This is a genomic window from Pseudomonas sp. S10E 269, from assembly GCF_002798465.1.
Lineage (GTDB): Bacteria > Pseudomonadota > Gammaproteobacteria > Pseudomonadales > Pseudomonadaceae > Aquipseudomonas > Aquipseudomonas pergaminensis.
This window is the reverse complement of sequence record NZ_PHIJ01000001.1, coordinates 2,124,441-2,142,486: the sequence shown is the minus strand read 5'-3', so window position 1 is coordinate 2,142,486 and position 18,046 is coordinate 2,124,441. Positions and strand designations below refer to the sequence as shown.

The following is an 18,046-nucleotide window of genomic DNA, read 5'->3' as shown; positions in this document are numbered from 1 at the left end:
ATGCAACTACCGGACATGAACCTGCTGGTCGCCCTCGACGCCTTGCTCGACGAGGGCAGCGTGGTCGGCGCCGCGCGCCGCATGAACCTCAGCCCCGCCGCCATGAGCCGCACCCTCACGCGTATCCGCGAAGCCGTGGGCGACCCGATCCTGGTGCGCGCCGGACGCGGCCTGGTGCCCACGCCCAAGGCCCTGCAACTGCAAGGCCAGGTGCGCAACGTGGTGGAGCAGGCAGCGCTGCTGTTCCGCTCGGCGGACCAGGTGGACCTGAGCACATTGCGCCGCCGCTTCAGCGTGCGCGCCAATGATTTTTTCATCGGTGTGTATGGCGGGCGCCTGTTCGACACCATGGAACGCATGGCCCCCCTGTGCGAACTGTGCTTTGTGCCCGAAGGTGACACCGACGACGAGGCCCTGCGCGAAGGGCGCCTGGACTTGCGCGTGAGCAACACCATGCCGGTCAGCCCCGAAGTGAAGGTGCAGAACCTGTTCTCCACCACCTTCGTCGGCCTGGCGCGGGAAGACCATCCGTTGTTTGACGAAGAAATCACCGCGGCGCGTTTTGCCAGCTACTCGCACATCAGCATCTCGCGGCGCGGCATTGCGCGCGGGCCGATCGACACCGCACTGAATGCCCAGGGGCTGGAACGCCGCGTGGCGATGATCGCCCCGGGTTTCCACGGTGCGATGTTCATGCTGCCCGACTCCGACCTGCTGCTGCCGGTGCCCAAGGAAGCGCTGCTGAGCGCTAATCGCCTGAAGTTGCCACTGCGTGCATTCGCCTTGCCGATCTCGCTGCCGACGTTGGTATTGGCCCAATCCTGGCATCCGCGATTCGACAAAGACCCCGCCCACAAATGGCTGCGCGAAACCATGCGCGAGAGTTGCCACGCCACCTGGCTCGAAGCCCAGCCCACCTGACGCCCCAAGCCAGCTCCTACACGAATTCAGGATTGCGTCTGGCGCAGTTATACCCTGCCAATAAGTAACTTTTTGTCATGTGTGTGCCTGATTAAACTGCTCGGGTATTTACCATTCCGAGTTATCTGTTCATGACGTCCCTCGCTGCCCCCGCACTCCAGGCCGCAGCCAAGCCCACTGCCATGACCCCGCCCGTCTTCGGTCCGCGCATCATCATCGGTCTGGTCGGCGTGTTGCTGGCCGTGCTGGTCTCCGGTCTCAACGAGATGGTCACCAAGGTGGCCCTCGCGGATATTCGCGGTGCGCTGTACATCGGTTTTGACGAAGGCACCTGGCTGGTCGCGGCTTATACCGCCACCTCCGTGTCGGCCATGGCGTTTGCGCCTTGGTGCTCGGTGACCTTTTCCCTGCGCCGCTTCACGCTGTGCGCCATCGGCCTATTCACCGTGCTGGGGATCCTGTGCCCGTTCGCGCCGAACTACGAAAGCCTGCTGGTGCTGCGCACTGTGCAAGGCCTGGCCGGTGGCGCGTTGCCGCCGATGCTGATGACCGTGGCGCTGCGTTTTCTGCCGGCCAACGTCAAGCTGTACGGCTTGGCCGGCTATGCACTCACCGCCACCTTCGGCCCGAGCCTGGGCACGCCGCTGGCGGCGCTGTGGACCGAGTACGTCGGCTGGCAGTGGGCGTTCTGGCAGATCGTCGCGCCGTGCCTGCTGGCCATGGTCGCCGTGGCCTACGGGCTGCCGCAGGACCCGCTGCGCCTGGAGCGCTTCAAGCAGTTCAACTGGCGCGGCCTGCTGCTGGGCTTCCCGGCGATCTGCATGCTGGTCATCGGCATCCTGCAAGGCAACCGCCTGGACTGGTTCGAGTCGGGCCTGATCACCTTCCTGTTGTGCGGCGGCAGTGCCTTGCTGGTGCTGTTCATGGTGAACGAGTGGTCCCAGCCCATACCGTTCTTCAAGCTGCAGATGCTCGGCCTGCGCAACCTGTCGTTTGCGCTGATCGTGCTGGCGGGCGTGCTCATGGTGCTGACCTCGGTGATCATCATCCCGTCGAGTTTTCTCGCCCAGGTCCAGGGCTATCGTCCGCTGCAAACCGCGCCAGTGATGCTGCTGATGGCCATCCCGCAGTTGATCGCGCTGCCGCTGGTGGCGGCGCTGTGCAACCTGCGTTGGGTTGATTGTCGCTGGGTGCTGGGGATCGGCCTGGGGATGCTGGTGCTGTGCTGCGTGGGCAGTGCGCACCTCACTTCGGAATGGATTCGTGACGATTTCTACGGCCTGTACCTGCTGCAAATCTTCGGGCAACCGATGGCCGTGTTGCCGCTGCTGATGCTCTCCACCGGCAGCATCCAGCCCATGGACGGCCCGTTCGCCTCGGCCTGGTTCAACACCATCAAGGGCCTGGCCGCCGTGATCGCCACCGGTGTGCTCGATACCTTGACCACCCAGCGCCTGCATTTTCACTCGACCATGTTGGTCGACCGCCTGGGTAACTCACCGCTGGCCGACGGCGACGCGCCGGGCCTGGCGCACCGCCTGCACGAGCAGGCCGTGGTGCTGACTTCTTCGGATCTGTATTACGTCATGGCCGCAGTCGCGGTGGCGTTGATCCTGCTGATTTTCTGGATGCCCACGCGGATTTTCCCGCCTCGCGCACCGACTTGATTGAAAGGACTGTTCATGAAACGCAAAGACAAAATTGCCGTCTCCGTTATTGCTGTGTTCGCCGTCGGCGTGCTGGTGTATCTGGTCGCGCCGGGTGTGCTGGGCAGCAAGCGCCAGACCACCAACGACGCCTTCGTTGCTGCGGACTTCACCCTGGTGGCGCCACGTGTGGCCGGTTTCATCAAGGAGGTGTTGGTGGAAGACAACCAGCGCGTCAAGGCCGGGCAACTGCTGGCGCTGATCGACGACCGCGACTTCCGCGCTGCCGCCCAGGCTGCCGACGCCGATGCGTTGGTGGCCCAGGCCCAACTGAAAAACGCCACCGCCACCCTCGAGCGCCAAAGCTCGGTGATCGCCCAGGCCCAGGCCACCGTCGCGGCGGATCGCGCCGAAATGGCCTTTGCCGAACACGAACTGAATCGCTACAACCACCTCGCCGGTGTCGGTGCCGGCACCGTGCAGAATGCCCAGCAAGCCAAGACCCGCATCGACCAGGCCACCGCGCGCCTGGCCAATGCCACGGCGGTGCTGGCGGCTGAACGCAAGCAAGTGGAAATCCTCACCGCCCAGCGCGACGCCGCCGAAGGTGGGCTCAAGCGTGCCCAGGCCGCGCTGGAATTGGCCAGTTACCAGCTGTCGTACACGCGCATTGTCGCGCCGGTGGATGGCATGGTCGGCGAGCGTGCAGTGCGGGTGGGCGCCTACGTGACGCCAGGCAGCAAGATCCTTGCGGTCGTGCCGCTGGAAGAAGCGTACGTGGTGGCCAACTTCCAGGAAACCCAGCTCTCCCATATGCACGCCGGCCAGGCCGTGCAGGTGCGCGTCGACAGCCTCGACGGTGAGTTGCTCAACGGCCATCTGGAAAGCCTCGCGCCTGCCACCGGGGTGACCTTTGCCTCGGTCAAACCCGATAACGCCACCGGTAACTTCACCAAGGTGGTGCAGCGCATCCCGGTGAAAATCGTCCTCGAACCCAACCAGGCGCACACCGAACGCTTGCGGGTCGGCATGTCGGTGGAAGCCAGCGTCGACACCCGGCCGGTCGTGCAGACCCGTGAGGTGGCCCAGCAATGAAACGAGTGGCCTGGCTCACCATGAGCCTCATCAGCCTGAGCGCCTGCACGGTCGGTCCGGATTTCCAAAAGCCCCAGAGCCCGCAAGTGACGCAATGGAACGCGCCCCAGGGTCGCCAGGCGGCCAGCCGTGCCGTCAGCGATCCCTTGCAGGAGCGCTGGTGGGATGTATTCCACGACGCGCAACTCTCGGCGCTCACCCGTCGCGCGCTCACCGATAACCTCGACCTGAAATTGGCCAGCAGTCGCCTGCAGCAAAGCCGTGCCGTGCGCCAGGTGACCACCGCCGAGCGTTATCCCAACGTCAACGCCAACGGTGATTACCTGCGCCAACGCAACAGCGGCAAGGGCCTGAGCGACCCTTCCGGCAACAACGGCCGCTCGGCGTTCAATCAGTGGGACATGGGTTTTTCCGCCTCTTGGGAGCTGGACTTCTGGGGCCGGGTAAAACGCGAAACCGAAGCCGCTGACGCCACCCTGCAAGTGGCTGAAGACGACCGCCGCGCGGTGTTGTTGTCGGTACTCGCCGAGACGGCCCAGGACTATATCCAACTGCGCGGCGTACAGAACACCCGCGCCGTCACCGAGCAAAACCTCGACGTCGCGCGACACAGCCTCAAACTCTCGCAGTTGCGCCTGGCGGACGGTGTGGCGACGGATCTGGACGTCGCCGAAGCCGCCGCCCAGGTCGCCGCTATCGAAGCGCGTCTGCCGGATCTGCAACAGCGCCAGGACCAACTGATCAACGCCCTCAGCCTGTTGATGGGCGAGCCGCCGCAGGCCCTGCATGCGCAGTTGTCCAAGGACGCCGCTGTGCCGCAGACCCAGCGCCAGGTCGCGATTGGCTTACCGTCGGAGTTGGCCGAACGCCGCCCGGATATCCGCCAGGCCGAAGCACGCCTGCACGCCGCCACCGCCAGCATTGGCGTGGCCAAGGGCGACTTCTACCCGCGCATCACTTTATCCGGCAGCCTCGGTTCCCAGGCCATGCAACTCTCGGATCTCGGTTCCTGGGGCTCCCGCGCCTTTGCCTTCGGCCCGCAGTTCAGCTTGCCGTTGTTCAATGGCGGGCGCCTGCAAGGCATGCTGAACCTGCGCGAAGCCCAGCAACAGGAAGCGGCGCTCGCGTACCAGCAAACCGTGCTGCGAGCCTGGCATGAGATCGACGACCAACTGACTCGCTATAACGCCAGCCAACTGCGCCGCGACAGCCTCGCCGAAGCCGTGCGCCAGAACCAGATTGCCCTGAGCACCGCGCAACAGCAGTACGTGGAAGGCGTGGTGGATTTCGTCAACGTGCTCACCGTGCAGAGCGCGTTGCTGGCCACGCAAGAGCAGTGGGTGGAGAGCTCGACCAGCGTGTCCCTGGCCATGGTTGGGCTGTACAAAGCGTTGGGTGGCGGCTGGGAATCGGTGTATCCGCTGCAAACCGCTGGGCGCTGAACGGCGAAGAGTTTTTGTCAGTCGCGAAATAAGATAATTGCTCTCAATAGTGTATCTGAGCTTTTCATGGACACCGCGACTGACGGCCAGCGACAGCTTCACCTCCTGTACCGCGACCATCACGGCTGGCTGCAAGGCGGGTTGCGCAAGCGTCTGGGCGACCGTGAGCATGCGGCCGTTGTGGCGCAGGACACCTTCCTGCGCCTACAGATTGCGTGCATCAAGGGTTTTGCAAAAACACCACATAGCCTCGAAACCACTCGCTGTCCTTCAGATACCCCGGCTCTTCCCACTCCCCGCCCTGAATCAAGCCAACCTTGAACGGCAACCCCAACCGGTTCATCCGTGGCAAATACGCCGTGTAATCCGGGATGCTGTGCCGCCCCTGATACGTTTGCACCACCACTTCATCCACCACCCCTTTGAGTTGAGCGATGGCAGCCGGATCAGCGTTGCTGCTCCAGTCCATCAAGCCGGTGATGCTCAGGCGCAGGTCGGTGGGCAGGCGCTGGCGCAGGTCGCGCAGGAAGTCGGCGTATTCATGCAGGTACTGAGTGCGAGCATCGAAGTCGATCTGGATGCCCACCACCGGATTGCCTGCGTCGCGCCAGCGTTGCACCTGGCCGAACAGTTGGCGGTAGACCTGCTCGGGCCAGTGCAGGGTGTGGGCGCGGTAGACGATCCAGATGTCGCCTTCGGTAAGGCGCGGCACGCTGATGCCTTGGGCAATCATCTGCACGCCGCGCTGGGGCGCGCGGCGCGTGGAGTTGATCTGGCCCTGGAGGATGTACAGGGTTTTCGCCTGCTTGAGCACCGGCTGTGGTGTAACCCCGCTCCACAGCCAGAAGGCGTCATAGTCGCGGGCGTCGACGGCGCCGAAGGCCGGGCTTGCCAGCAACAGCAAACCTAGCCACAGGTGCTTCACCAGTAGTACTGCAGCGATTTGCCCCACTGGGTGTCGGCGTAGCTGGTTTTCAGCTGGCGGAACCAGGCCTTGCGCACGGCAGGTTCTACATCGACGCCGCCGCAACTGTTGTAGCCCGAGGGCCCGTAGCAGTTGATGGCGCGGAACAGGGCGTAGGCCTTGTCATTCTTGGGTGCCTTGGCGTTGCCGATCACCTGTTTGTAGCCGTCCAGGCGCGAGAAGGTTTCACCCTTGAAGTCCGATGCACTGCTGCCCAGGCTGCCGGCGGCGCGCGCCTGTTCCAGTGGCATGCCGTCCAGGCCGTTACGCAGGATGAACTCACCCAGGCAGTTCAAGCCTTGTGGGTTTTTGGCATCGCCCTGCAAGGTCGCGGCGGTTTGCGCAATGCTCGGGCAGCTGTAGCCAGACTCGGCTTTGTCGCCGTTCCACTGGAACAGCTTCAAGGTCTGGCTGGTGCTGTAGACGTAGCCCAGGCTGGTGCCCAGTTTGTCTTCCGGGGCGGAGGCTGGCAGCTGCTTGAAGTCGTCGGCGAAGGTAGCGTACTGACCGCGCAGCAGGTCTTTGTAGAGCAGCACGAATTGCGCAGTCTGGCGTTCCAGCGGATCGCTGGCCTGCGCGATCTGCTGGCGCAGCAACTCGGGACCGGCGACGTTGCGCAGCAGGATGTAACGCACCTGCTTGGCGCTGATCGGCGAATCGGCGGCAAACACCTTGGCCAACTGGCCGCTGCGCTCGTAGTTCATGGCCAACGCCAACTCAAGCTGATCGCGTTGCAACGGCAACTTCGCCAGCGGCAGCAGTTGCAGCCAGAGCGCTTCGGCGCCTTTCCAATCTTGCTTGGCTTCCAGGGCCAGGGCGCGCAGGGTTTGTTGGCTGAAGGCAAAGTAATTCAGGCTCGACGGCACGCTCTGGGGCAATTGTTTCAGCGCGGCGTCCGGCTGATGCTCGGTATACAGCGCAGACACTGCGAGCAAGTAGTCATACAGCTCCGGCGCGCTGGAAAACGCAGTTTTCTGCTTTTCCAGGTCGGCGCGGGAGAGGGCGGGCTGGTTGCCACCGCGCATCACCATCAGGTTGCTGACAAACTGGATCATCGGCGTGCTGACGGTTTCGCTATTGACCATCAACAGCTTGAGGTCGGCTTCCTCCACCAGTTCATCCACCGACACATTACGCTGCGCGTCCGTTGCCTCGGTCATTGCCCAGCCGAAGGCCTCGGCGAGCTTGGTGTTGTCACCTGCCAACCAATAAACACGGCGCAACAGGCCACGGGCGGAGGCCAGGTAGTCGCCCTGTGGATAAGTTTTCAGGTAACCGAGAAAGCCTGCCTCGGCATGGCTCAGGGCGGACTTATCCACATGCTCGAGCTGCGGCATGCCGTACTCGTCAAAGGCTTCAGCCTGGGCCTGGTTCAAAGACGTGCGCGCAGTCATATACAGCGCGGTTTCCTTCAGCCAAGGCACGTGGCTGGCGCTGGCGGCGGCAAAACCGCGCTCAGCGTCACCGAAGCGACCGCTGTAGAAGTCGGCGGCGGCTTGCAGGTAGGTACGGAACAGTTGGCCGTCGTTGGACTGGATCTGCTGGGCATCCACCACCTGGCCTTCCCACGAACAGGCTGTGAGCAGTTGCAGGCGCGCTTTTATCAGCAGCTCACGCTCAGCAGCCGGCATATCGGCCTTGATCACCTGGCTGATGAACGCCGTGGCGCTGTCATCATCGTTGCTGCGGCAACGGCTGCCCTCGCCAGTCAGGAACGCTTCGCCTGCGGTCTTGTACTCGTCGCGCTGGATGCCCAGGGGCTTGAGCAGGGTGTCGAGTTCGGCGGTGCGTGAATTGTCCGGCTTGTTGTCGGGCTCATCGTTTGTCGCGGGGATAGGCGCCAGGCGATAGACCGGGAACGGCACCGGGCCGAAGCCCTGAGACAGATCATCTTCGCTCAGCGCATTGGGCGTGAGCGGTTCGGCCTTTTTGTCCGCTAGCAGCAGGCGCAGGTTGACGCGACTGTCGTTGCCGGGGCTGAGGAAGGGCAGGTTACTGCAGGAATCGAGGCTATCACGCGAGACGCGCCAGTCGGGGTAGCACGAGTCGTCAGAGCTGGCCTGGGCCTGTTGGGTGATGCCGGCAAGCAGTGCCAGTGCCAGGGGTGACAGAAAACCGATGCGCATGACGTGTCCTTGATCCTGAGTCCTTGGAGGGAGGCAATAATAGCGTGTTCCTACGGTTGCTTCGGAGAAGCCCTGCACAAATTACTGATTTGTCCGATTCCAGCAGCCAGCCTGGATCTTTTGTCCTAGAGTGGCGGTGTTTGCGCTTGGGCAATCAGGGGAATCGAGGTGCGTCGGTCTGTGGTAGAGCAAAACGAAAAGGTCGGGACGTTGCCCGCACTCAATCGCCTCACGTGGGAAGGTGCCGGCTGGATCAGCCGACTGTGGTGGGTGCCGATCCTGGCGCTGGCCATGGCGCTGCGTGTTTACCAACTGACGGCGGCAGCGATCTGGGGCGACGAAGGCTCGAGCCTGCTGCTCAGCGAATACGCCCTGGGCGACCTGTGGTTCCACGCCGCGCACGACGTGCACCCGCCGCTGTATTTTTTCCTGCTGCGCGGCTGGATCGAACTGTTCGGCGACAGCATCTGGTCGATTCGCGGCATGAGTGCCATTCCCGGTGTGGTCGTCGTGGGCTTGGGCATCTGGCTGACGCGGCAACTGTCCACCCGCCGTGCGGCGCTGCTGGCGGGGATACTGCTGGCGCTGTTGCCGACGGCGGTGCGCTACAGCCAGGAAGTGCGCATGTATTCGCTGCTGGGTGTATGGCTGCTGGGCGCCACGCTGGCGCTGGTTTACTGGGTACGCCAACCTGAGCGCACGCGTTATCTGGCGGCGTATGTCGTGTTGATGACGGCCGGTTTCTACACCCATTACTTCACTGCGCTATGCGTGTTGGTGCATTGGGCTTACCTGGGCATGCTGAGTGTCACGATGCCGCGCGACCAACGCCTGATCACGCGCCCGGCGTGGTGGTTGGCCAACGCCACGATTGTGCTGTTGTACCTGCCTTGGCTGCCGAATCTGCTGGACTTGGTGCAACACGTCGAACAGCTCAAGGTGGGCGGCGACATTGGCTGGGAAGAACCGGTCAGCCTGTTCTCCCTCCCCTCGATGATCTGGCAGTTCGTGCTCCAGGATGAAGGCGTCGGCTTCTGGGCGCCGCTGTTCTGGCTGTTTCCACTGCTGCTGGTGGCGGTGGTTGTCATTACTGCCTGGCATGACCGCGAGCGCTACCGACCGGCCAGCCTGATGGTGCTGTTCTTTCTGCTGCCATTGCTGCTGGTCTACGGCGTGTCGTTTGTCTCCCCGGTGTTTATCGAGCGTTACCTGACGGTCTACGCCCTGGGCTTGCCGATTCTGCTGGCGATGGCCATTGATCGTCTGCCGTCGCGGTTTGCACTGCTGGGAGCGGCATTGTTTGTGCTGTTCGTCGGCGTCGAGCTGTTGGGGTTGAAGAACAATTTCACCGTGGATGAGCACGACCAATTCAACGTGCCGGTGGAGTTCGTCAACCGCAACTATCAGGAAGACGACCGCATCGTCCTCAGCGACATGATGTGGTACCTCAGCTATGTGTATTACGACCAGACCGACGCCCAGTTGCAGCTCTACACCCCGCCCAAACCCGACGGCACGCCCACCCGGCCGAATGCCTATGGCTTCGGCACCCTGGTGGACCAGGACGGCGGACGCATCTACCTCGACCACCTGTCGGCACTGCCCGCCGAAACCCGTCGCGTGTGGCTGATCAGCAGCAACGAAGCGCCGGACGATTTCGCCCCGCTGCCTGAGGGCTGGCGCGAACTCAGTCGCCAGGATGGCGGCGGCGCCAGGGCGCGCTTGTTCGTGTTGTGTAATGTCCCGTCGGCGCAACCCGAGGGCTGCCGCTAGACTGGGTGAATGCTTTTTTCTATCAGGAGCCCATCATGGAATCGCCCGTGCATAGCTTGCCGTCACTGTTCAAACAGCTGGGTCTGCCGGATGACCCGGTGAGTATCGAAAAGTTTGTGGCGGTGCATTCGCCGCTCAAGCCGGAGCTGAAACTGGCGGATGCGTTTTTCTGGACGGACAGCCAGAAGGCGTTTTTGCGCGAGGAGATTCTGGAGGATGCGGATTGGGCGGAAGTGGTGGATGAGTTGAATCTCATGTTGCGGGGTGGGCGAGGGGGGTAAAAAAACCTAGGGTTTTACCGCGTTAGTGAGCTTTTTCTGACGCACGCGCCTGTCTCCCCACGCTAAGACCCGGACGGGCCAAGCCCCGATCTAAATGTGGGAGTTGGCTTGCCTGCGATAGCGGAGTGTCAGTCGACATATACCTCGAGTGGCCCACCGCAATCGCAGGCAAGCCAGCTCCCACAGAGTTTTGCGGTGTTAGTAAATTCTGTACCGACGCACCGACCACCACCCATCCGCTAAATTGTTTCAAAACTTGACGCATCTGGATCCATCCATCATATTGATAGTTAGCAAACTAACTGTATGCGAACTATCCAGTGCCTCAATCCCTCGAACAACTCCAGATGAACCTCAGCAGCAGCATGGTGGTGGGCGCCCGTAACTGGCGCAAAATCTGCCAGACCACGCTGGTGAGCTACGGCATCTCCGAAGCCTGCGCCGTGCCGTTGTTGATGATCGGCCGCCTGGGCGATGGTGTGCACCAGGTCAAGGTCGCCCAGGCGTCCGGGATGGAAAGCCCGTCGCTGGTGCGCTTGCTCGATCGTCTGTGCACCGACGGTTATGTGTGCCGCACCGAAGACGTGCATGACCGTCGCGCCAAGGCCTTGAGCCTGACCGAGCGCGGCCGCGAGCTGGTGCAAGCGGTGGAAGTGCAATTGGTGCGGCTGCGCAAGGAAGTGCTGGCAGACATGACCCCAGGTGATATGGAGGCCGCGCTGCGAGTGCTGCGCGCCTTCGAGGCAGCGTCGCTTTGAACGGATTTTTTACCGGTTTCCCGCCTGCCCGTGATTGGTTCTATGGGGTCCGTACCTTCGCGGCCTCGATGATTGCCTTGTACATCGCCATGCTCATGCAAATGCCGCGTCCGTATTGGGCGATGGCGACGGTGTATATCGTCTCCAGCCCGTTTGTCGGCCCTACCAGTTCCAAAGCGCTGTACCGCGCCATCGGCACCTTCATGGGGGCGGCGGCGGCCGTTCTTTTTGTGCCGATGTTCGTGCAGTCGCCCTACATGCTGGTGGTGGTGATTGCCTTGTGGACGGGCACCCTGCTGTTCCTCTCCATGCACCTGCGCACGGCCAACAACTACGCTCTGATGCTCGCCGGCTACACCTTGCCGTTGATCGCCCTGCCGGTGGTGGATAACCCCCTGGCGGTATGGGATGTGGCAGAGGCGCGTACCGAAGAAATCTTCCTCGGTATCGCAGTGGCAGCAGTGGTGGGCGCAATGTTCTGGCCGCGCCGGCTGATGCCGGTGTTTGATGGTTCGGTGGCCAAGTGGTTTGCCGACGCTCAGGTCTACAGCCAGCGGTTCCTCACACGCAATGTAGAGCCCGACGAAATCAGCACGCTGCGCGGCGGTATGGTCACTACCTTCAACACCCTCGAATTGATGATCGGCCAGTTGCCCCACGAAGGCGCGCGGCCGCAGACAGTGCGCAACACCAAGGAATTGCGCGGGCGCATGATCCACCTGCTGCCGGTGATCGATGCCCTGGATGATGCGGTGTACGCGATTGAACACCGCGCCCCGGAATTCGCAGATCAGCTCACACCGTTGCTGGAGGCCGCCAACGCCTGGCTGGAAAGCACCACCGAAACAGCCCCGCTTGAACGCTGGCGCGTGCTGCGCGACAAGGTCGACGCCGCTCAACCCCAGGGCGAAGCGCTGGATGACCGGCACACGCTGCTGTTCTCCAATGCGCTCTATCGTCTCGCAGAGTGGATCGACCTGTGGCAAGACTGCCGCAGCCTGCAAGCTGCCATCCAGTGCGAGAGCCAGGACACCTGGCGCGCCGTGTACCGTCACTGGCGCCTGGGCCGGCTCACGCCGTTCCTCGACCGTGGGTTGATGTTCTACTCGGCGTTCTCCACCGTCACCGCGATCATCGTCGCCTCGGTGCTGTGGATCCTGCTCGGCTGGACCGACGGCGGCAGCGCGGTGATCCTGGCCGCTGTCGCCTGCAGCTTTTTCGCCTCGATGGATGACCCGGCGCCACAGATCTATCGGTTCTTTTTCTGGACCGCCATGTCAGTGCTGTTTGCCAGCCTCTATCTGTTCCTAGTGCTGCCCAACCTGCATGACTTCCCGATGCTGGTGCTGGCGTTCGCCGTGCCGTTTATCTGTATCGGCACGCTCACCGTGCAGCCGCGTTTTTACCTGGGCATGTTGCTGACGCTGGTGAACACCTCGTCGTTCATCAGCATCCAGGGCGCCTATGACGCGGACTTCCTCAACTTCGCCAACGTCAACCTGGCGGGGCCGGTGGGCTTGTTGTTTGCCTTTGTGTGGACGCTGATCGCGCGGCCCTTCGGCGCTGAATTGGCGGCCAAGCGCCTGACCCGTTTCAGCTGGCGCGACATCGTCAGCCTCACCGAGCCCGCGACCCTGGCCGAACACCGGCACATGGCCGCGCAGATGCTTGACCGCCTGATGCAACACCTGCCGCGCCTGGCCCTGATCAACCAGGACACCGGCACCGCCCTGCGCGATTTGCGCGTGGCGCTGAACCTGCTCGACCTGCTGGCCTACTCGCCGCGCATCCTCGGGGTGCCACGGGTGTTGCTCAACCAGGTGGTGGAAGGCGTGGGCGGCTATTTCAAGGCGTGCCTCAAGGCCGGTGAACGCTTGCCCGCGCCCAGCGGTCTGCTGATGACCCTGGACCGCACGCGCCGCGCCCTCAACGGCCAGGGCCTGCAAGACGAAGACGACACCCGCCTGCACCTGCTGCACGCGTTGGCCGGGCTGCGCCTGTCGCTGCTGCCGGGCGTGGAATTTATTGGCGGCACCGAAATGGAAGCGCCGCTACCTGATGGAGCGCCTTTATGATCGGTGATCTGGATATCAGCGGGGTGTTCCTGCCCACGCTGCTGGTGCTGATGGGCATTACGTACGTGTTGTTCCTGGTGGTGCACGGGTTGTTGACCCGCGTCCACTTCTATCGCCTGGTCTGGCACCGGGCATTGTTCAATGTGGGGCTCTACGCGCTGTTGCTGGGCGCGGTGGACTCACTCAGTCGATACCTGATGACATGAAAAAACCTTTTTTAACCATCGGCCGTGTAGTCCTCACGTTGTTGATCGTGACGTTTGCGGTCGTCGTGGTGTGGCGCATGGTCATGTACTACATGTTTGCCCCCTGGACCCGTGACGGCCACATCCGTGCCGACATCGTGCAGATCGCGCCGGACGTGTCCGGGCTGATCCAGCGCGTGGACGTGCGCGACAACCAACTGGTGACCAAGGGCCAAGTGCTCTTCGCCGTCGACCAGGACCGTTTCAAGCTGGCCCTGCGCCAAGCCCAGGCCGCCGTGGCCGACCGCCAGGAAACCCTGGCGCAGGCCCAGCGCGAGTACAAGCGTAACCGTGGCCTCGGCAACCTGGTACCCAGCGAGCAGTTGGAAGAAAGCCAGTCCCGCGTCGCCCGTGCCCAGTCGGCCCTGGCCGAAGCCCAGGTGACGGTGGATTCCGCCCAGCTCAACCTCGACCGCTCGGTGATCCGCAGCCCCGTGGACGGTTACGTCAACGACCGCGCGCCGCGCACCCAGGAATTCGTCACCGCCGGTCGCCCGGTGCTGTCGGTGGTCGACAGCAATTCCTTCCATATCGATGGCTATTTCGAAGAGACCAAGCTCGACGGTATCCACGTCGGCATGGGCGTGGACATCCGCGTGATTGGCGACAACGCCCGCCTGCGTGGCCACGTGCAGAGCATCGTCGCCGGTATCGAAGACCGCGACCGCAGCAGCGGCTCCAACCTGCTGCCCAACGTCAACCCGGCGTTCAGCTGGGTGCGCCTGGCCCAGCGGATTCCGGTGCGTATCGCCTTTGATGATGTGCCATCGGACTTCCGTATGATCGCCGGGCGCACTGCCACGGTGTCGATCATCGGCGACAAGGCCAGAGACGGAGACCAGCCATGAAGCAACTGCTGGCAACCGCTGCGCTGGGGTTGTTGCTGTCGGCCTGCCAAGTGGTGGGGCCGGATTACAAGCTGCCGGAAACGTCGGCCGTCAACCGTGGCGACCTGCAAGGGCCGCTCGCGGGCGAAGGCAATAACGTGGTGTCGGCGCCGGTGCCGGCGGACTGGTGGAAGCTCTACAAAGACCCGCGCCTGGACGAGCTGGTACGCCAGGCCATGGCCTCCAACACCGACTTGCGTGTGGCCGCCGCCAACCTGCAACGCGCGCGTTTCCAGACCCAGGAAGCGGAGTCCGCAGGCGGCTGGAGCGCCGGCGCCAAGGCCGAGGCCCAGCGCCTGCAAGAGTCGGGCGAAGCCTTTCTGCTGACAGAAAAAGTCCCAGTGGCCAACATTGGCAGCGCCAGCATCAGCACGTCCTACCAGTTCGACTTGTTCGGCACCCTGCAGCGCGGCATCGAAAGCGCCCAGGCCAGTGCCGACGCGGCCCAGGCGGCTGCCGACATCGCGCGCATCACCCTGGTGGCAGATGTGGTGCGCTCCTACACCCAGGTGTGCGCGGCCAACGAAGAACTGGCGATTGCCAACGAGTCCCTCGACCTGCAAGCCCAGAGCACCCAGCTCACCCAGCGCCTGCGCGACGCCGGGCGGGGTGATGAAACCCAGGTGACCCGTTCGCAGACCCAATACAAATCCTTGCGCGCCGACATGCCACGCTACGAAGCAGCACGCCAGGCCGGGTTGTTCCGCCTGTCGATGCTGCTGGCCAAGCCGCTGGACCAACTGCCGGTGGGCACCGCCAGCTGCGCCGAGCTGCCACACATCGCCCAGTTGCTGCCGGTGGGCGACGGCGCGACCCTGCTCAAGCGTCGCCCGGATGTACGCCAGGCCGAACGCCAACTCGCCGCCGCGACTGCACGTATCGGCGTGGCCACCGGCGCGCTGTACCCAGACATCAGCATCGGCGCCACGGTGGGCACTGTCGGGATCCTCGATGACCTGGGCACACCGGCGACCAACCGTTGGGGCTTTGGCCCGCTGATCAGTTGGTCGGTGCCGACCAACGGCGCCCGCGCCCGTATCCACGAAGCCGAGGCCGCGACCCAGGGCGCCCTCGCGCATTTCGACGGTGTGGTGCTCAACGCCATCCGCGAAACCCAGACCGGCCTCGCGCAATACACCGCGCAGTTGCAACGCCGCGACGCCCTGGCCGAAGCGGGCGAGTCTGCCCGGGAAGCCGCAGACCAGACCCACCGCTTCTTCCAGGCGGGCCGAGCGTCGTTCCTGGCCGACCTGCAAGCCACCCGCACCTACACCGATGTGCGCGCGCAACTGGCAGCCGCCAACACCCAGGTTGCCATGAGCCAGATCGATCTGTTCCTGGCCTTGGGCGGTGGCTGGGAAAGCGGACGAACGCAAGCGTCACAGACCGGCAAACCCTGAGCGAATAGCTATGCTTTGACAGGCGGATCGCCGTGACGATTCGCCTGACACTGCTCGCGTTTGCTCATGGGGATTCCAATAATGAAAAACCCTTATGCTCCCGCTTTCTGGTGCGTGTGTTTCGCACTGGTGTTGTTATCGGCTGCCTATTTCTACGGCGTCATGCTGGCTCACCAACTCGACAAGGCCATGGTGTTTCTCGACAGCGCCTGCCTGGTGATCGGCACCCTGTCCATCGGCGTCGTGGCCTGGGCCTCCTACCAGAATCAACGAGTGAAAAAAAAGCTTCTCGAACAAGGCAAGACCCGCGTGGCGATCTGGGACACCAAGGTCGCCTTGCGCCGGGTCGAGACCGTGTTCGACCGCTATTTCTGGGGCAGCTATTGGCAGCCGGGGCGTACGTTCCAGGAAGTCATGGGTGACCTCACCGGCACGCCCTTGGAAAAAAGCCTCGAAGTCCTGAAAAAGCAGTGCGTAGCCCTCGACCAGCAGGTCGCGGATGGTAGGCATTGGCTGAATAACGCGCGGGAATTGTCCGATGTGGCAACCCAGATGGCCCGCGAGCGCTACCAGCTGGATTTCTGTGACCCCAAGGCCGACACCCCCGGCAATGCCGTGATACACCGCGAGTTTGAGGTGTTGGTGTACACCTGGACGGCGCGGCTGAAGAGTTTTGACCACCAGTTGGATGAAATTGAGCTGGAGTATTCCTGAACTACTACTGAACTGATCCCTCTGAAAGGCTGGGCCGTTTGTGGCCGCCAGTGCTAATCTTCCCCCGTTTTCGGCGGGCTTGAGCCAATCCCCCTCGGGGTTCAAGGAAGACAGCCCACTTCTCACAGGATTTGATCAGGTCACTTCATGAATAAGCCAGCAGTCGTTCTTTTGGGTTTTGTTGTCGCCGTCGGCGTCGTCAGTGCAGGCGGCGCCTGGTACACCGGCAAGCAGCTGGAGCCGGTGCTGCAGACGGCTGTGCAGGACGCCAACAAGGAACTGCAACGTTCCATGGCCGGTGTCGACGGCACCGTTGCCCTGGAGCTGGTGTCCCTGGACCGTGGCCTGTTCAGCAGTACCGCGCATTACCGCCTCAAGGGCCAGGGCTCGTTCTTCGGTGAACAGAACCCGAACCCCGAGCTGCTGATTGTCGACCATATCGAACACGGCCCGCTGCCGTTCTCTCGCCTGGTGTCGCTGAAGTGGCTGCCGGTCATGGCCACCAGTCACTATGCGTTGGAAAAGAACGCCACCACCGAAAAATGGTTCGCCGCCGCCAAAGACGTGTCGCCGCTCAAAGGCGTGGCCAATATCGGCTACAGCCGTTCGGTCACCGGCAACCTTGAATTGCTGCCGCTGGAATTCAAGGACGAGACCTCCTCGGTGAGCTTCTCGGGCCTGAACCTGGATTTTGACAGCACCGCCGAGGGCAAGAAGGTCAAGGTGGATGGCTATATGAACAGCCTGAAGCTGGACGTAGTCGACGCCAATGGCGCGCCGTTCAACGCCGAGTTCGCCGGCCTGACCGTCGCCAGCAACCTGGAGAAATCCACCTTCGGTTTCTACACCGGCCAGAACACCGTAGAGCTAAGTGACACCAAGCTCACCTTTGGTCCGCAGAAAGCCGTGCTGACCTTCAAGGGCTTCGAGCAGAAAGACTCCAGTGAGATCAACGACAACAACATGGCCGGCCGTGTCGACTACAAGATCGACGAGATCGGCTACCAAGGCAAACCCGTCGGCTCTGCCGCCATGGCCCTGAGCTTGAAAAACATCGATGTGCCGTCGGGCCTGGTGCTGACCAAGCTCTACCAGGACAAGATGCAGCCGGTGCAAGCCGCTGCCGCCGCCGGCCAGCCGGTGCCGGAGCTGCAATTGACCGAGGCCGAGCAAACCCTGGCCGAAGCCAACGTCAACCAATTGCTGGCCGCCAAGCCGCACCTGGCGCTGGAAAACCTGTCGCTGAAAACCACTCACGGTGAGAGCAAGTTCAACCTGGTGCTGGACCTGGCCAAGCCGACCTCCATGGAACTGCCGCCGGTGGAACTGGGCAAGCAAATGGTCTCGCTGCTGGACGCCAACCTGACCCTGTCCAAGCCGATGATCGCCGACGTTGCCGCCCTGCAAGCGCAGGTCGGTGGTGTGACCGACCCTAAAGCCATCGAGCAGCAATCCCAGATGGCCAGTGAAATGGTCAGCGGCATGGCCGTCGGCACGCAGTTGGCGACCCTGGTAGGCAGCGACGTGGTCTCCAAGCTGCATTACGCCAACAATGAAGTGACCTTCAACGGCCAGAAGATGACCGTCGAGCAGTTCATTGGCTTCGTGATGTCCAAAGTCGGTGCGGTTGGCGGCGCGCAGTAACTATTTCGCCATCGCCCTGAAATAAAAGATGGGGGAGCGGGGTTGCCCGCGATAAGGGTCAAACAGTCGGCGTTC

At 62.9% G+C, this 18,046-nt stretch carries 15 protein-coding genes and 1 pseudogene; 14 read left to right on the top strand and 2 right to left on the bottom strand.

The annotated features are described in order from the left end of the window. The 5 genes and pseudogenes from CWC48_RS09870 to CWC48_RS30530 form a co-directional block, all read left to right on the top strand. Entirely contained in the window at window positions 1-921 is a 921-nt protein-coding gene (locus tag CWC48_RS09870) for a LysR family transcriptional regulator (RefSeq protein WP_065899503.1), read from the top strand. A gap of 131 nt (window positions 922-1,052) precedes the next feature. Then, entirely contained in the window at window positions 1,053-2,588 is a 1,536-nt protein-coding gene (locus CWC48_RS09865) for an MFS transporter (RefSeq protein WP_078046290.1), read from the top strand. 15 nt (window positions 2,589-2,603) lie between these two features. After that, window positions 2,604-3,662: an HlyD family secretion protein gene (locus CWC48_RS09860; protein WP_100491789.1), complete on the top strand. Its 1,059-nt coding sequence runs from the start codon at window positions 2,604-2,606 to the stop codon at window positions 3,660-3,662. Next, the gene (locus CWC48_RS09855) at window positions 3,659-5,104 is read left to right on the top strand and encodes an efflux transporter outer membrane subunit (RefSeq protein WP_099491540.1); all 1,446 of its coding nucleotides are present in this window, start codon (window positions 3,659-3,661) and stop codon (window positions 5,102-5,104) included. Before CWC48_RS09860 ends, CWC48_RS09855 begins: the two co-directional genes overlap by 4 nt. Before the next feature lie 66 nt (window positions 5,105-5,170). Beyond that, window positions 5,171-5,320, top strand: a pseudogene (locus CWC48_RS30530) (RNA polymerase subunit sigma); the annotation flags it as partial. A gap of 4 nt (window positions 5,321-5,324) precedes the next feature. Here CWC48_RS30530 and CWC48_RS09845 read toward each other — a convergent pair. Next, a complete protein-coding gene (locus CWC48_RS09845; RefSeq protein ID WP_100491788.1) occupies window positions 5,325-6,029 on the bottom strand; it encodes a DUF3142 domain-containing protein in 705 nt (234 codons plus the stop codon). After that, a complete protein-coding gene (locus tag CWC48_RS09840) occupies window positions 6,026-8,194 on the bottom strand; it encodes an outer membrane assembly lipoprotein YfiO (protein WP_100491787.1) in 2,169 nt (722 codons plus the stop codon). Before CWC48_RS09840 ends, CWC48_RS09845 begins: the two co-directional genes overlap by 4 nt. A gap of 168 nt (window positions 8,195-8,362) precedes the next feature. On the opposite strand from CWC48_RS09840, the gene CWC48_RS09835 reads away from it, so the two are divergent. From CWC48_RS09835 to CWC48_RS09795, 9 genes are all read left to right on the top strand, one after another. Continuing rightward, window positions 8,363-9,967 (top strand): glycosyltransferase family 39 protein, encoded by a 1,605-nt coding sequence (locus CWC48_RS09835; RefSeq protein ID WP_100491786.1) that lies wholly within the window; start codon window positions 8,363-8,365, stop codon window positions 9,965-9,967. A 35-nt stretch (window positions 9,968-10,002) separates the two neighbouring features. Then, on the top strand, window positions 10,003-10,248 hold the full coding sequence (locus tag CWC48_RS09830) for a DUF2789 domain-containing protein (RefSeq protein WP_028615223.1): 246 nt from the start codon (window positions 10,003-10,005) through the stop codon (window positions 10,246-10,248). A 347-nt stretch (window positions 10,249-10,595) separates the two neighbouring features. Next, window positions 10,596-11,006 carry a MarR family winged helix-turn-helix transcriptional regulator gene (locus tag CWC48_RS09825; RefSeq protein ID WP_028615224.1) on the top strand — a complete coding sequence of 137 codons (411 nt, stop codon included), beginning with the start codon at window positions 10,596-10,598 and terminating at the stop codon, window positions 11,004-11,006. Continuing rightward, complete coding sequence (locus CWC48_RS09820) at window positions 11,003-13,081, top strand: FUSC family protein (protein WP_100491785.1); 2,079 nt, start codon at window positions 11,003-11,005, stop codon at window positions 13,079-13,081. Before CWC48_RS09825 ends, CWC48_RS09820 begins: the two co-directional genes overlap by 4 nt. Beyond that, entirely contained in the window at window positions 13,078-13,287 is a 210-nt protein-coding gene (locus CWC48_RS09815; protein WP_012721577.1) for a DUF1656 domain-containing protein, read from the top strand. The genes CWC48_RS09820 and CWC48_RS09815 overlap by 4 nt, the downstream gene beginning before the upstream one ends. Further along, window positions 13,284-14,174: an efflux RND transporter periplasmic adaptor subunit gene (locus CWC48_RS09810; RefSeq protein WP_100491784.1), complete on the top strand. Its 891-nt coding sequence runs from the start codon at window positions 13,284-13,286 to the stop codon at window positions 14,172-14,174. The genes CWC48_RS09815 and CWC48_RS09810 overlap by 4 nt, the downstream gene beginning before the upstream one ends. Further along, window positions 14,171-15,613 (top strand): efflux transporter outer membrane subunit, encoded by a 1,443-nt coding sequence (locus CWC48_RS09805; protein WP_078046298.1) that lies wholly within the window; start codon window positions 14,171-14,173, stop codon window positions 15,611-15,613. Before CWC48_RS09810 ends, CWC48_RS09805 begins: the two co-directional genes overlap by 4 nt. Window positions 15,614-15,694: 81 nt before the next feature. After that, entirely contained in the window at window positions 15,695-16,327 is a 633-nt protein-coding gene (locus CWC48_RS09800) for an NADH:ubiquinone oxidoreductase subunit N (RefSeq protein WP_078046299.1), read from the top strand. 147 nt (window positions 16,328-16,474) lie between these two features. Next, window positions 16,475-17,971, top strand: coding sequence for a YdgA family protein (locus tag CWC48_RS09795; RefSeq protein ID WP_078046300.1), 1,497 nt, complete (start codon window positions 16,475-16,477; stop codon window positions 17,969-17,971). Window positions 17,972-18,046 lie beyond the last annotated feature (75 nt).

What these genes read in the sequence shown, in the direction of transcription:
- CWC48_RS09870 (WP_065899503.1), top strand. Translation starts at nt 1, where the DNA reads ATGCAACTACCGGACATGAACCTGCTGGTCGCCCTCGACGCCTTGCTC.
- CWC48_RS09805 (WP_078046298.1), top strand. Translation starts at nt 14,171, where the DNA reads ATGAAGCAACTGCTGGCAACCGCTGCGCTGGGGTTGTTGCTGTCGGCC.
- CWC48_RS09865 (WP_078046290.1), top strand. Translation starts at nt 1,053, where the DNA reads ATGACGTCCCTCGCTGCCCCCGCACTCCAGGCCGCAGCCAAGCCCACT.
- CWC48_RS09860 (WP_100491789.1), top strand. Translation starts at nt 2,604, where the DNA reads ATGAAACGCAAAGACAAAATTGCCGTCTCCGTTATTGCTGTGTTCGCC.
- CWC48_RS09810 (WP_100491784.1), top strand. Translation starts at nt 13,284, where the DNA reads ATGAAAAAACCTTTTTTAACCATCGGCCGTGTAGTCCTCACGTTGTTG.
- CWC48_RS09855 (WP_099491540.1), top strand. Translation starts at nt 3,659, where the DNA reads ATGAAACGAGTGGCCTGGCTCACCATGAGCCTCATCAGCCTGAGCGCC.
- CWC48_RS09840 (WP_100491787.1), bottom strand. Translation starts at nt 8,194, where the DNA reads ATGCGCATCGGTTTTCTGTCACCCCTGGCACTGGCACTGCTTGCCGGC.
- CWC48_RS09800 (WP_078046299.1), top strand. Translation starts at nt 15,695, where the DNA reads ATGAAAAACCCTTATGCTCCCGCTTTCTGGTGCGTGTGTTTCGCACTG.
- CWC48_RS09830 (WP_028615223.1), top strand. Translation starts at nt 10,003, where the DNA reads ATGGAATCGCCCGTGCATAGCTTGCCGTCACTGTTCAAACAGCTGGGT.
- CWC48_RS09795 (WP_078046300.1), top strand. Translation starts at nt 16,475, where the DNA reads ATGAATAAGCCAGCAGTCGTTCTTTTGGGTTTTGTTGTCGCCGTCGGC.
- CWC48_RS09825 (WP_028615224.1), top strand. Translation starts at nt 10,596, where the DNA reads ATGAACCTCAGCAGCAGCATGGTGGTGGGCGCCCGTAACTGGCGCAAA.
- CWC48_RS09815 (WP_012721577.1), top strand. Translation starts at nt 13,078, where the DNA reads ATGATCGGTGATCTGGATATCAGCGGGGTGTTCCTGCCCACGCTGCTG.